Annotated in this window: 13 protein-coding genes; 6 read left to right on the forward strand and 7 right to left on the reverse strand. The window is 66.9% G+C overall.

Annotated features, from left to right (window positions below; genetic code table 11):
• Positions 1 to 41: 41 nt before the first annotated feature.
• The 6 genes from ACQR0U_RS10480 to ACQR0U_RS10505 all read left to right on the forward strand — a co-directional run bounded on the left by ACQR0U_RS10480 (position 42) and on the right by ACQR0U_RS10505 (position 6240).
• The gene (locus tag ACQR0U_RS10480; protein WP_315825470.1) at positions 42 to 1436 is read left to right on the forward strand and encodes an FAD-linked oxidase C-terminal domain-containing protein; all 1395 of its coding nucleotides are present in this window, start codon (positions 42 to 44) and stop codon (positions 1434 to 1436) included.
• Complete coding sequence (locus ACQR0U_RS10485) at positions 1433 to 2956, forward strand: sugar ABC transporter ATP-binding protein (protein WP_434843164.1); 1524 nt, start codon at positions 1433 to 1435, stop codon at positions 2954 to 2956. The genes ACQR0U_RS10480 and ACQR0U_RS10485 overlap by 4 nt, the downstream gene beginning before the upstream one ends.
• The gene (locus ACQR0U_RS10490; protein ID WP_315752362.1) at positions 2949 to 3899 is read left to right on the forward strand and encodes an ABC transporter permease; all 951 of its coding nucleotides are present in this window, start codon (positions 2949 to 2951) and stop codon (positions 3897 to 3899) included. Before ACQR0U_RS10485 ends, ACQR0U_RS10490 begins: the two co-directional genes overlap by 8 nt.
• Positions 3896 to 4873: an ABC transporter permease gene (locus ACQR0U_RS10495; protein ID WP_315752361.1), complete on the forward strand. Its 978-nt coding sequence runs from the start codon at positions 3896 to 3898 to the stop codon at positions 4871 to 4873. The genes ACQR0U_RS10490 and ACQR0U_RS10495 overlap by 4 nt, the downstream gene beginning before the upstream one ends.
• Positions 4874 to 4911: 38 nt before the next feature.
• Positions 4912 to 5886, forward strand: a complete 975-nt coding sequence (locus ACQR0U_RS10500) for a sugar ABC transporter substrate-binding protein (protein ID WP_315713515.1) — start codon at positions 4912 to 4914, stop codon at positions 5884 to 5886.
• A 66-nt stretch (positions 5887 to 5952) separates the two neighbouring features.
• A complete protein-coding gene (locus ACQR0U_RS10505; RefSeq protein WP_315752359.1) occupies positions 5953 to 6240 on the forward strand; it encodes a YciI family protein in 288 nt (95 codons plus the stop codon).
• Positions 6241 to 6396: 156 nt separating this feature from the next.
• On the opposite strand, the gene ACQR0U_RS10510 is transcribed toward ACQR0U_RS10505, so the two are convergent.
• The 7 genes from ACQR0U_RS10510 to ACQR0U_RS10540 all read right to left on the reverse strand — a co-directional run bounded on the left by ACQR0U_RS10510 (position 6397) and on the right by ACQR0U_RS10540 (position 13585).
• Positions 6397 to 7290: an NAD(P)-dependent oxidoreductase gene (locus tag ACQR0U_RS10510; RefSeq protein ID WP_316169849.1), complete on the reverse strand. Its 894-nt coding sequence runs from the start codon at positions 7288 to 7290 to the stop codon at positions 6397 to 6399.
• Positions 7287 to 7691, reverse strand: coding sequence for a carboxymuconolactone decarboxylase family protein (locus tag ACQR0U_RS10515; protein WP_315713518.1), 405 nt, complete (start codon positions 7689 to 7691; stop codon positions 7287 to 7289). Before ACQR0U_RS10515 ends, ACQR0U_RS10510 begins: the two co-directional genes overlap by 4 nt.
• 210 nt (positions 7692 to 7901) lie before the next feature.
• Complete coding sequence (locus ACQR0U_RS10520) at positions 7902 to 9362, reverse strand: aldehyde dehydrogenase family protein (protein WP_315769591.1); 1461 nt, start codon at positions 9360 to 9362, stop codon at positions 7902 to 7904.
• A gap of 360 nt (positions 9363 to 9722) precedes the next feature.
• Positions 9723 to 10700: a HEAT repeat domain-containing protein gene (locus tag ACQR0U_RS10525; protein ID WP_315825319.1), complete on the reverse strand. Its 978-nt coding sequence runs from the start codon at positions 10698 to 10700 to the stop codon at positions 9723 to 9725.
• 2 nt (positions 10701 to 10702) lie between these two features.
• Entirely contained in the window at positions 10703 to 10936 is a 234-nt protein-coding gene (locus ACQR0U_RS10530) for a 4Fe-4S dicluster domain-containing protein (RefSeq protein WP_006609939.1), read from the reverse strand.
• Positions 10937 to 10957: 21 nt separating this feature from the next.
• On the reverse strand, positions 10958 to 12700 hold the full coding sequence (locus ACQR0U_RS10535; RefSeq protein WP_434843165.1) for a fumarate reductase/succinate dehydrogenase flavoprotein subunit: 1743 nt from the start codon (positions 12698 to 12700) through the stop codon (positions 10958 to 10960).
• 111 nt (positions 12701 to 12811) lie between these two features.
• On the reverse strand, positions 12812 to 13585 hold the full coding sequence (locus tag ACQR0U_RS10540) for a ferredoxin--NADP reductase (protein WP_316165899.1): 774 nt from the start codon (positions 13583 to 13585) through the stop codon (positions 12812 to 12814).
• Positions 13586 to 13721 lie beyond the last annotated feature (136 nt).

A 13721-nucleotide genomic window follows, 5' to 3' on the forward strand; every position in this document is an offset into this window, starting at 1 on the left:
TCAAGAGTCCGGTATCGTCGAGGAAGCGGACGGGAGGAATGATGGAGTTGCGGGTCGGCACCGGTGCATTGGCCGAGCGGCTTTCGAGCCTGATCGGGCCACGCGCGAGTCTTGCGCGCGGCGTGCTGGATCAGCACGGCCGGAGCGAGTCGTACTATCCGGCGATGCCGCCCGACATCGTCGTGTTTCCCGAGACGACGCAGGAGGTCGCCGACATCGTCAGGCTGTGCGCCGAGGCCGGCATGCCGATCGTGCCGTTCGGCGCCGGCACGTCGCTCGAAGGCAACGCTGCGGCTGTCGCGGGTGGGGTCTGTTTCGACTTCGCCCGCATGAACGAGGTGCTGGCCGTGCACGACGCCGACATGGACGTCGTGGTGCAGCCCGGCATCACGCGCAAGCAGCTCAATGCGGAGCTGCGCACGACCGGCCTGTTCTTTCCGATCGATCCCGGCGCGGACGCCTCGATCGGCGGCATGAGTTCGACCCGCGCCTCCGGCACCATGGCGGTGCGCTACGGCACCATGAAGGACAACGTCCTCGCATTGGAGGTGGTTCTGGCCGACGGCAGGGTGATCCGCACCGCGAAGCGTGCGCGCAAATCCGCCGCCGGCTACGACCTGACCCGGCTGTTCGTCGGCGCGGAGGGGACGCTCGGCGTGATCACCGAGATCACGCTGAAGCTGCATCCCGTGCCGCAGGCGATCTCGGCCGCGACCTGCAGCTTCCCCACCCTGCATGACGCGGTCGACACCGCGATCACGCTGATCCAGTCGGCCGTCCCCGCCGCCCGCATCGAGCTCGTCGACGACGTCATGATGCGCGGCATCAACGCCTATTCCAAGCTCGGCTACCGGGAGACGCCGACCCTGTTCCTGGAATTCCACGGCTCCGAGGCCGCCGTCGCCGAGCAGGCGCAGACCGCCGAAGCGATCGCGACCGAGCATGGCGGCCGCGGCTTCGCCTGGGCGAAGGCGGCCGAGGACCGCAGCCGGCTGTGGCACGCGCGCGACAACACGCTGTATGCCGGACTGGGCCTGCGGCCCGGCGCGCGCGCCGTCATCACCGATGTCTGCGTGCCGATCTCGCGGCTGGCCGAATGCCTGACCGAGACGCACCGGGACGCCGACGTCAACGGTTTCCTTGCGCCGATCGTCGGCCATGTCGGCGACGGCAACTTCCACATGCTGATCCTGGTCGATCCCAACGATGAGAACGAGCTCGCCGGCGCCAAGGCGCTGCAGGCGCGCATGGTGGCGCGCGCGATCGCGATGGACGGCACCTGCACCGGCGAGCACGGCATCGGCCTCGGCAAGGTCGACTATCTCCGGGACGAGCTCGGCGAGGCCGTCGCGGTGATGCGCGCCATCAAGGCCGCGCTCGATCCCGAGGGCCTGATGAATCCGGGCAAGATCTTTGCCGGCGGAGCGCAGCCATGAGCGCGGCAGCCGCCACCGCAGCTCCATCGCCCGCGCCGCTGCTGGAGCTACGCGGCATCAGCAAGTCGTTTCCCGGCGTCAAGGCGCTGGACGACGTCTCGTTCGCCATCTACCCGGGCGAGGTCCACATGCTGCTCGGCGAGAACGGCGCCGGCAAGTCCAGCCTGATGAAGGTGCTGTGCGGCGCCTACAGCGCCGATGCGGGCGAGATCACCTACAAGGGCGAGAAGGTCGAGATATCATCGACGGCCGACGCGCAGAAGCTCGGCATCGCCGTCATCTTCCAGGAATTCTCGCTGGTGCCGTTCCTCGACATCGCGCAGAACATCTATCTCGGCCGCGAACCCAGAGGCCGGCTCCCCGGCACCATCGATCGCCGCAAGATCCTGGCCGACGCCAAGCGCGTGCTCGACAGCATCGGTTTCGACATCGATCCCTCTGTCATCGTCGACACGCTCGGCGTCGCGCAGCAGCAGATGGTCGAGATCGCCAAGGCGATCAGCCAGAACGCGCGGATCCTTGTGATGGACGAACCGACCGCGGCGCTGTCCGACCGCGAGGCGGAGCTGCTGTTCGCACTGATCAGGCGGCTGAAGGCGGACGGCGTCGCCATCGTCTACATCTCGCACCGCATGGCCGAGGTGTTCGCGCTCGGCGACCGCATCACCGTGCTGCGCGACGGCCGCCGCATCGACGATATCAGGCCCGCCGACGTCACCCCCGACCAGCTCGTGCGCATGATGGTCGGGCGCACTATCGACATGAGCTATCCACGCCATTTCGCGGCAACGCCCGGCGAGCTCGTGCTCGAGGTCAGGGGACTGAGCGCGCCGACCGGCATTGCCGACATCAACATCGAGGTGCGGCGGGGCGAGATCGTCGGCCTGTGCGGTCTCGTCGGCTCCGGCCGCACCGAGGTGGCGCGCGCGATCTTCGGCGCCGATCCCGTCAGCGAAGGCGAGATCATCTTCGACGGCAAGCCGATCGCGGGCGAGCCCGACATCGCGGCCCGCCGCGGCATCGCGCTGATCCCCGAGAGCCGCAAGAGCGAGGGCTTGGCGCTGCTGCGCTCGGTCGGCGACAACCTCGTGGTCTCGGCGCTGAAGAAGCTGTTTCCCAGCGGGCTCCACGATCCCTGCGGCGCGCAGCGCACGGCGGACGGGCTGATCCGGCAATTGCGCATCGCAACACCGAATGCGCGGCAGACGGTCGGCCTGCTCTCGGGCGGCAACCAGCAGAAGGTCGTGATCGGCAAGTGGCTGGCGGCAGGCGCCAGGCTGTTCATCTTCGACGAGCCGACGCGCGGCATCGACGTCGGCGCCAAGTCCGAGATCTTCGCGCTGATCGACCGGCTGGTCGCCGATGGCGCGGCCGCGCTGATGATCTCATCCGAGCAGATCGAGATCTGCCACGTCTGCGACCGCGCCTATGTCATGCGCGAAGGCCGCATCGCCGGGCACCTGGCGCGCAGCGAGCTGACCGAGGAGAATATCGTGCGACTGGGGATGCATGATGAGTGACGCCACCATCGTCTCGCCGCTCCGGACCTTACAGCGCATCCCGGGCGTGGCGATCGTGCTGGTGCTGTTGATCGCGCTGTTCGGCGCGATCGCGCCGGGCTTCCTGTCGGCCGCGAACCTGTCCAACGTGCTGGTGCAGTCGACGATCCTGACCATGCTCGCGCTGCCGATGACCCTGATCATCATGACCGAAGGGCTCGACCTCTCGATGGGCGCGGTGCTGACGCTGACATCGCTCTGCGTCGCCATCGTCTCGCTCGCGACCAAGTCCGTGCTGCTGGGCCTCGGCGCCGCGGTGCTGGTCGGCGCGGCGTTCGGCACCGTCAATGGCTGGCTGGTCGCGATCGTCGGGATTCCGCCGTTCGTGGCGACGCTCGCCACGCTCGGCATGGCGCAGGGCCTGTCGCTGATCGTGAGCGACGGCCAGAGCGTGGTCGGCATTCCCCACGGCGTGCGCGACATCTATTCGGCGACGCTGCTCGGCATCCCCGTGCCGATCGTGATGGGGCTTTTGACCTACGCTGCGTTTCACGGCCTGCTCTATCACACCAGGTTCGGCACCTACATCTTCGCGCTCGGCGGCAATCGCGAAGCGCTGCGCTATGCCGGCCTGTCGCCGACACGACTCCTGATCGCGGTCTACGCGATCGGCGGCACGATGGCGGGCATCGCCGGTCTGCTGATGACCGCGCGGATGAATTCGGGACATCCGACCGCAGGGCTCGGGATGGAGTTCGACGCCATCGCGGCGGTCGCGGTCGGCGGCACCTCGTTCGAGCGCGGCAATGGCTGGCTGCTCGGCACCGTGCTCGGCGTCGTCGCCGTCGGCGTGCTGCGCAACGGTCTCAACCTGGTGTCGCTGCCGTCCTCGGTGCAGGTCGCAAGCGTCGGCGCGCTGGTCATCATCGCGATGTTCCTCGACGGCCTGCGGAGCCGGTCATGACCGACATCGCCAAGGACACGCTGCCGCCGCCGCGCTCGCTCCTGTCGCAGAACGCCGCGCAGGTGTTCTATCGGATGCTCGCCGCGCTGCTGATCTGCGCGGCGCTGACCGTGCTGAGCGACTCCTTCCTCAGCCTGGGCAACATCCTCAACGTGCTCAGGCAGGCGAGCCTGACCTTCTTCATCGCCTCCGGCCTCACCCTGGTGGTGCTGACCGCCGGCCTCGATCTGTCGGTCGGCGCCAACGTTGCCTTGTCGGCGTGTCTCGCCGGCACCGTGATCCATCAGACCGGCTCGCCCGCACTCGGGATCCTGACCGGGCTGCTCGCCGGCGGCAGCGTCGGCTTCCTCAATGGCTTCATGGTCACGGCGCTGCGCATCCCCTCCTTCATCGCCACCTACGGCATGCTCTGGGTGCTGAACGGCGTCACCTACTGGTACATGGCGGGCGAGACGATCCACGGCTTTCCCGCGGGCTTCCGCCAGATCGGCAGCGGCTATCTGCTCGGGCTGCCGATCCCGGTCTATCTGCTGCTGGTGTTCCTCGCGATCGGAACGTTCTTCGCGCAACGCACGATCTGGGGCCAGGAGATCTACGCGATCGGCGCCAATCCGGTCGCGGCCCGGTTGTCCGGCATTCCGGTCGCGCGCCGGCTGCTGCTCGTCTACACCGTCTCCGGCACCATGGCCGGGCTCGCCTCCATCATCTTCCTGTCGCGGCTCAACTCCGCCGAAGCCGACATCGGCGAGAGCCTGACCTTGCCGGCCATTGCCGCGGTGCTGATCGGCGGCACCTCGCTGTTCGGCGGCGTCGGCACGGTGTTCGGCACCTTCATCGGCGCCCTGATCCTGACGCTGGTGCTGAACGGCATGAACCTGCTCGCGATCAGCGCCAACTGGCAGCCGCTCGTCACCGGAATCATCGTGATCGTCGCCGTCTGGCTCGACATGAAGACCCGGCGCCGGGCGCAATGAACCTGGAAGACAACCAAAAAACGAGGGAAGGAAACGACATGCAACAAAGGATCACGCGCTGTCTCGCTCTGTCACTTCTGATCGCCGCAGGCGCGACGCAGGCCCGCGCCGACGGCGAGACCATCGCCGTCTTCACCAAGAACCAGACCAATCCGTTCTTCCAGACGGTGCGCGTCGGCGCCGACAACATGGCGAAGGTCCTCAACGCCAAGATCCTGCACTACATCCCGACCAAGCCGGACTCGATCCCCGAGCAGCTCAGCCAGATCGAGGACGTCGTGGTGAAGAAGCCGAGCGCGATCGTGTTCACGCCGGTCGACTACAAGGCGATGGTGCCCGGGGTCGAGAAGATCAACGACGCCAAGATCCCCGTCGTCAACATCACCGACCGCTCCGCCGGCGGCAAGTTCGTCGCCTTCGTCGGCGCCGACGACTACAGCCTGGGCCTTGAGACCGGACGTTTCCTGCTCAAGACGCTCGGCGGCAAGGGCAACATCGTCATCATCGAAGGCGTCAAGGGCTCGCTGACCAATGTCGACCGCGTCCGCGGCTTCAACGACGCGCTCAAGGAGAACCCCGGCGCCAAGCTGCTGGCGTCGCAGCCCGGCAACTATCAGCGCCTGCAGGCCCTGCAGGTGATGGAGAACCTGATGCAGTCCAATGCGCAGATCGACGGCGTGCTCGCCGCCAACGACGCCATGGCGGTCGGCGCGATCGAGGCGCTGGACGGCGCCGACCGCAAGGCGCAGGTGATCGGCATCAACGGCACCAAGGAGGCGATCGACGCCATCAAGTCCGGCAAGCTGCTCGCCAGCGGCGACTACAACGGCTTCGCCCAAGGCTGCCTCGGCACCATGATGGCCGTCCGCGCATTGCGCGGCCAGCCCGTCATCAACGAGATCGTGCTGAAGCCGACCGTCATCACCAAGGACAACTATCAGCCGTTCGACGTGACGCTGGAGCAGCGCACCTGCCCGAGCTTCGAGGATGCAGGCAAGCTCAGCGCGAAATAGGATCAGCCATCAGTCGGGAAGCAGGCCGGCACGCAGCCGTCCTGCTTCACTTTGCGGAGAGAATTCATGCTGTTTGCGATTCACGCGCTCGACAAGCGGGACGCGCTGCCGGTCCGGCTTGCCAACTACGACGCGCACAAGGCCTATCTCGGCGACAGCGCCCGCCTGCCCGTCACCATCGTGATGTCCGGCCCGCTCGTCTCCGACGATGGTTCGACGATGATCGGAAGCCTGTTCCTGGTCGAGGCTCCCGGCCGCGCCGAGGTCGAAGCGTTCAACCGCGCCGACCCGTTTGCCGCGGCCGGGATCTGGGAGAAGGTGACGATCACCGGGTTCCTGCGGCGCCAGGGTTAATCCGACTGCGTCACGCGGATCTCAGCAGTTGCAGTTTCCGCCGTCACCCGGAATCTGGAAATTGTCAGGTGTGGACGCAAAACAATCTCGAGATTCCGGGTTCAAGGCCCGCGGCCTTGCCCCGGAATGACGGTGGTTGCGACGCAGTAGCACCAGTCACCCCTTCAGCTCGACGCCGGCCAGCGCCTCGCTCAGCTTCGCCAGCGCGGTGTGATCCTGCCCGGGTCCGAGCATCCCCTGCGCGCTGGCGCTGAGCTCGCGGCAGAGGTTGGAGAACGGCGCGGCGACGCCGGCGGCACGCGCGACCTCGAGCGCGATCGACAGGTCCTTCACCATCAGGTCGAGCCCGAAGCCGCTGTTGAATTGGCGCGACAGCACGAACTGCTTGAACTTCTTCTGCGTCGAGTTGTTCATGCCGGTCGAGGCGTTGAGCACGTCGGTCATCAGGCCGGGGTCGATGCCGAACTGCTGGCCGATCAGCAGCGCCTCGACGCCGATCAGGAAGCCGCCGGCCGAGACGAGGTTGTTGAGCGCCTTCATCGCCTGGCCCGAGCCGAGGCCGCCGATGCGGTGGATCGTGGTGCCCATGGCGCGCAGCAGCGGCTCGACGCGGTCGAGCGCGCCCGGCTCGCCGCCGGCCATGATCGCGAGCTCGCCGGTCACGGCGCGCGGCACGCCGCCGCTGACGGGCGCGTCGAGCATGGTGACGCCGAGCGGGGCGAGATCGGCGGCGATCGCCTGCGTCGCCGCCGGCGCGCCGGAGCTCATGTCGATGACGATGTGATCGCGCGTCAGGCCGGCGCGCAGTGCGCCGACGGCCTCCGCGACATGTTTGCTGGTCGGCAGCATCGTGATGATGACATCCGCCTGCCCCGCCGCGGCCGCGAGGTCGCCGGCCTCGACACCGCCAACCTTGGCGACAAATTCCGCAGCCCGCCCGGGCACGGCGTCATTGACGGCGACCGCAAAGCCGGCGCCGAGCAGGCGCGCGGCCATCGGCCAGCCCATGTTGCCGATGCCGACGAACAGGACCTTTTGCGGCGCGCTCATGCGCCGTCCTTCTTGGCGATGGCACCCTCCGCGACCAGCACCTCATGCGCGGCCTTGAACGCCTCGAGGCCCGCGGGAATGCCGCAATAGACGGTCGCGTGCAGCAGGATCTCCTTGATCTCGTCGACCGTGACGCCGTTGGTGAGCGCGCCCTTGACGTGCAGCTTCAGCTCGCTCGGCTTGCTGAGCGCGGTCAGCATCGCGAGATTGATGATGCTGCGGGTGCGGCGATCCAGCCCTGGCCGGGTCCAGGCATAGCCCCAGCACATTTCGGTGGTGATGTGCTGGAAGGCCATCATGAAGTCGTCGGCCTTGGCGAGGCTGCCATCGACATAGGCCGCGCCGAGCACCTCGCGGCGCACCTTCAGGCCCTTCTCGAACAGTTCTTTTTCGTCGCTCATCCGCTCGTCTCCTTCTGCAAACCCTGATGTCATCTCGTTGTTTGAGCATGATCTCCGCGCAAACGCCTTCGGCGTTTGTCGCGAGGGAAAACCGGCTTCCACTTTTCCGGATCATGCTCTGGCGCCTCGCCGCGCGGACTGACAACAACAACGCCGGGCGGCGTTGTCAGTGACGTCCGCACGGCGGAATTGATCGGAGATGCGAATCCGCTAGCCGTGCTTGACGATCAGGGTCTTCATCGCGGCAAGCTCGTACAGCGCCTCGAAACCCTTCTCGCGGCCGTGTCCCGATTTCTTCATGCCGCCGAACGGCAGCTCGATGCCGCCGCCGGCGCCGTAGCCATTGACGAACATCTGGCCGACCTTGACCTTGCGCGCGACGCGCATCGCTCGCGAGCCGTCGCCCGACCAGACGCCGGCGACCAGGCCGAAATCGGTGGCGTTGGCGAGCCTGACGGCGTCGGCCTCGTCGTCGAACGGCATCGCCGCCAGCACCGGACCGAACACCTCCTCGCGCGCCAGCTCGGAGTCGCGCGCGACGTGCTGATACAGCGCCGGCGCCACATAGAAGCCCTCGCTCGGCACGCCCTCGGCGATCCTGCCGGTCGCCACGCGCCTGGCGCCGCCGCTTTCGGCACGCGCCAGCATGTTTTCGATCCGCGTCTTCTGGACCGCGCTGATGACCGGACCAAGATCGAGATCCATCTCCGGCGTGCCGGCCGTGATCTTCTCGAAGCGGAGCGTGAGGTCGGCCAGGAAGCGGTCCCAGATCGAGCGCTCCACCAGCACGCGCGAGCCGGCCGAGCAGGTCTGGCCAGCGTTCTGCACGATCGCCGCGGCCACCGAGGTCAGCGCGGCATCGAGATCGGCGTCGGCGAACACGATCTGCGGCGACTTGCCGCCGAGTTCGAGCGTGCAGCCGATGTGGTTCCTCGCGGCCGCCGTCTGCACGAGCGTGCCGACCTCCGGGCTGCCGGTGAAGGAGATGAAATCGATGCCGTCATGCGCCGACAGCGCCGCACCTGCCTCCTCGCCAAGACCCGGCACGACATTGATCGCACCGGCCGGGAAGCCGGCTTCCGCCGCGAGCTCGGCAAGACGCAGCGGCACCAGACAGGCCTCCTCGGCCGGCTTGATCACGGTCGCGTTGCCCATCGCCAGCGCCGGCGCGACGGTGCGACCGAACATCTGGCCCGGATAGTTCCAGGGAATGATGTGGCCGGTGACGCCGAGCGGCTCGTACACCGTGGTGACGAAGAAGCCGTCGAGGAACGGGATGGTGTCGCCATGCACCTTGTCGGCGGCGCCGCCGTAATATTCGAAATAGCGCGCGACGGCGACGACGTCCGCCTTGGCCTGCTTCATCGGCTTGCCGGTATCGGCCGCTTCGAGCTTCGCGAGCTCCTCGGCATTGTCCTCGACGAGGCGGCCGAGCTTCGACAACAGGCGCCCGCGGTCCACCGCGGCGAGCCGGCCCCACGGGCCTTCCAGCGCGCGGCGCGCCGCCGCCACGGCAAGATCGATGTCGGCCGCGTCACCGGCGGCAATCGAGGCGATCACCTGTCCGGTCGCCGGCGCCAGCATCGCAATGGTGCGGCCCGACTGCGCGGGCTGCCACTTGTTCTCGATGAAGACGCCCTTGGCGGCAGGCAGTTTGACATTGGCGTTCATGGCAGCTCTCCGACTTCCTTTGCAGCTCGTCCGCGGGTCATATCAGACCTCGGCACGGCGCATCCCCTCGCGGCCGCGCGACAGCCGGTCGGCAATGGAGGCGTGTCACCAGGGCCGGACTGACCGGCCCCTCTCTCCGTTTGCGCTGCAGCGGTCATGATGCCCGATGGATGCGTCCGACGTTTCTGTCAGACAATCCGGGAGCCGTCCAGAACGGGACGTGGGGCGCACGAGAACGTGCGGCGCGCGGCCCTGCGGGGCTCGCGCGCGATCGGCCGCGACATGATCGTCGCAAGGCTCGTCATCTGGCTGACCGCCCGGTCCGCCATGCGGTCGGGAACGCTCGTGGCCGGCGCGCGATTACGCGCCGGTTCTCGCCTTGCTCGCCGCGATCTGGTGCAGCGCCCATCTCGCATTCTTGCGCACGTCGGGATCGAGATCGTCGGCGACCAGCGCGAGGTACGGCTCGCCGTCGGGCGCGGCGATCTCGCCCAGCGCAGCCGCCGCCTCCTTGCGCAGATTGGCCTGCTCGTGGGTGATGCATTGGCCGATCGGCCGCACCGCATGCGGCACCTTCATGCGTCCGAGGCTGCGGATCGCCTTCAGGCGCACCTGCCAGAACTCATCCGCCAGGCAGGCGATCAACGGATCGGCGGCGACTGCACCATTGACGTTGAGCCCGAGCGTCTCGGCCGCCATCTCCCGCACCATCCAGTCGGAATCCTTGAGCGCGCGTGTGATGGTCTCCGCGGCGATCTTCATGTGCGAGAAGGCGAGCGCGCTGACCGCCGCGCGCCGGACATGCGCATCGGGATCACTGATCAGCGCCGTCAGCGCCGGAATCGACTCCTCGAGCTTGAGGAAGCCGATGACGCCGATCGCCTGCACGCGGACCGCGGCATCCGGATCCTGCAGCGCCTCCAGCGCCGGCTTGAGCGTGTCCTTGCGCCGCAGCTCCTTCAGCGCGCGCAACGCGCCCATCCGGACGAAGGCGTGGGCATGCTTCACCAGCGGCAGGATGGCGTCGGCCGAAGCGGGATCCTTGAACTCGGCGAGACTGTCGGCGGCTGCCGATGCAACGATCCGCTCGGGATCGACGAGCAATTGGACCAGCGCCTCCGCCGCCTCCGGCCCGTCGAACTCGCCGAGCGCCATGGCGACCTGCTGGCGCACGCCGGCGTCGGGATCGGCGACCATCTTCGCCAGATGCGCGACCGCGGCGGGATCGCCGGAATGTCCCAACGCGATGATCGCGACCCGCCGCTCCGCCGGATCGGCGGCGCCGAGCCGCTCGTCGGCGTCGTCGAGATCGTCGTAGGATTCGAACGGGCTCGACATGATCACCTCAACAGATAGGGAATGTTGACGGTGACGGCGCCGGTCGGGCAATCCGCCTCGCAGGGCATGCAGTACCAGCATTCATCATAGGCCATGAAGGCCTTGCCGGTCATGTCGCTGATCCGGAGCACATCGAGCGGGCAGACGTCGACGCAGACCGTGCAGCCCTTGTCGGCGATGCATTTGGCGTCGTCAACGACGACCGGGACCGACGTCTGATAGGTCGCAAGAGGCATGTCTCGTTCTCCTTCTGATCGTCAGGCGCTGGCGCGGATGCGCTGCTTGTCGTAGAGGTCCTTCTCATCGTCCGCGATCGGCACGACATAGGGCTGCACCGCCCGCTTCTCGCTGGTCATGCGGCCGTCCAGCTTGCTCAGCAGCGTGTGACAGAACCAGTTCTCGTTGTCCTTCTCCGGAAAATCGGTGCGCCAGTGATAGAGCCCCCAACGGCTCTCCTCGCGGAACAGCGAGGCATGGGCGGCCATGTCCGCGCAATCCATGATCGACTGTACCTCCAGTGCGCGCAGCAGTTCATGCGCGTTGCGTGCGATCATGCGCTCCTGCATGTCCTCGCGGACCTCGGCGAGCCGGCGCATCCCGAGCTCGTACTTCCGCGTCACCTTCGGCGGCTGCAGATAGTCGTTGACCAGGCGCCGCGTCTTGTACTCGATCTGGTTCGGCGGAATGCCATCCTCGCGCTTGGTCGGCGCAAGCACGCGCTCGCGCTCCAGCGCGATCTCGGCGGCATCGATGTCGCCGAAATCATGATTGTCGGCGAACTCCATCGCGTCGAGCCCGGCGAACGAACCGTTGGTGAATGCGCCCAACATATAGTTGTGCGGAACGCTGGCCATGTCGCCGGCCGCATAGAGCCCGGGGACGGTCGTGCGGGCATTGTCGTCGACGAACACGCCCGACGCGCTGTGGCCGGAGCAGAAGCCGATCTCCGAGATGTGCATCTCGATCGATTCCTTGCGGTAGTCGACGCCGCGGCCCTCCTGAAACAGCCCCCGCGTGGGCCGCTCGACCTTGTGCAGGGTGTGCTCGATCTCCCCGATGGTCTTGTCGTGCAGGTGCTTGAGCTGCAGGAACACCGGCCCCTTGCCGGACAGCAGCTCGTTGTAGAATTCCAGCATCATCTGGCCCGACCAATAGTCGCATTCGATGAAGCGGCGATCCTCGTTGTTGGCGGTATAGGCGCCGAAGGGACCGGCGACATAGGCGCAGGCCGGACCGTTGTAGTCCTTAATCAGCGGATTGATCTGGAAGCATTCGAGATTGGCGAGCGCCGCGCCCGCGTGATAGGCCATCGCATAGCCATCGCCGGAATTGGCCGCATTCTCATAGGTGCCGAACATGTAGCCCGAGGTCGGCAGGCCGAGCCGTCCCGCCGCGCCCATGCACAGGATGACGGCCTTGGCCTTGATCACCAGCATTTCGGCGGTGCGGGTGTTGACGCTGACGGCGCCGGCGATGCGGCCATCGCTCGACTTCAAGAGCCGCGTCGCCATGTAGCGGTTGGAGATCAGGATGCGTGCGCGGCGCAGTTGCCGGTACAGCGCCTTCTTGACGGTCTCGCCGTTCGGCATCGGCAGCACGTAGGTGCCGATGTGGTGCACCTTCTTGACGGCATAGTCGCCGTTCTCGTTCTTGAGGAAGCGGATGCCGAAGCTGTCGAGCTCCTCGATGATCCCGTAGCAGCTCTGGGCGTATTTGTAGACCGCCTTCTGATCGACGATGCCGTCATTGGCGATCGTGATCTCCTTGGTGTATTGCTCCGGCGTTGCATAGCCGGGGATGACGGCGTTGTTCAGGCCGTCCATGCCCATCGAGATCGCGCCGGAGCGCTTGACGTTCGCCTTCTCCAGCAGAACGACGTTCGCCTTGGGATTCTTCAACTTGGCCTTCAGGGCAGCCATCGGACCGGCGGTGCCGCCGCCGATCACCAGCACGTCGCAGGACACCTCCGAGAGGCCGTCGACGATCTCATCCATTGCCATTCTAAGCTCCTGCTTGGCCGGGGTCACACCGGTCCGGATCAGACTTGTTCAGCGGGGCACCCGGCGATAGCAATTAGTTGTCGCCTGAGCGCATTTCTTCGCGCCGGCCAGTCAGCGCTCGACGAACGCCTTCTCGACCACGAAATGGCCGGGCGTGCTGTGGTTGCCTTCGACGAAGCCGCGCCCCTCCAGCATGGCCTGGAGCTCGGCCAACATCGCCGGGCTGCCGCAGAGCATGACGCGGTCGGTCTCGACATCGAGGTCGGGCTCGCCGATGTCGGCGAACATCTGCCCCGATGCGATCAGGTCGGTGATGCGGCCGCGGTTGCGGAACGGCTCGCGGGTCACCGTGGGGTAATGAAGCAGCCGGTTCCGGACCAGCGGTCCAAAGAATTCGTGGCCGCGCAGGCCATCGACGAGCTGCTCGCCATAGGCGAGCTCCGAGACCTGGCGGCAGCCATGGGCCAGCACGATGGTCTCGTAGGTCTCGTAGATGTCGGGATCCTTGACCAGGCTGGCGAACGGCGCCAGCCCGGTGCCGGTCGACAGCAGCAGCAGACGCCTGCCCTGAATCAGGTTGCCCGCGATCAGCGTTCCCGTCGCCTTGCGCCCCACCAGGATGCGATCGCCCTCTTTGATCTTCTGCAGCCGGGAGGTCAGCGGCCCGTCCGCCACCTTGATGCTGAAGAATTCCAGCTCCTCCTCGTGATTGGCGCTCGCCATGCTGTAGGCGCGCATCAGCGGCCGGCCGTCGACCTCGAGCCCGATCATCGCGAACTGCCCGTTCTGGAAGCGGAAGCCGGGATCCCGCGTGGCGGTGAAGCTGAACAGCGAATCGGTCCAGTGCCGGACCGACAACACCGTCTCGGTCTGAAAAGCGCTCATCGTCGTCTCCTGAGGCGCGGGGCGCGCCGTGTGGCGGTTGCTGACGACGATGTCGCGGAAACGGCGCGGTTCGGCAATTTCGAACGCGCCGCGGCGGTGGATTAGTTGCAAAGATTGTTCCGCGGGAAGGCGAGCG

The organism is Bradyrhizobium sp. HKCCYLRH3097 (genome assembly GCF_051167875.1).
Lineage (GTDB): Bacteria > Pseudomonadota > Alphaproteobacteria > Rhizobiales > Xanthobacteraceae > Bradyrhizobium.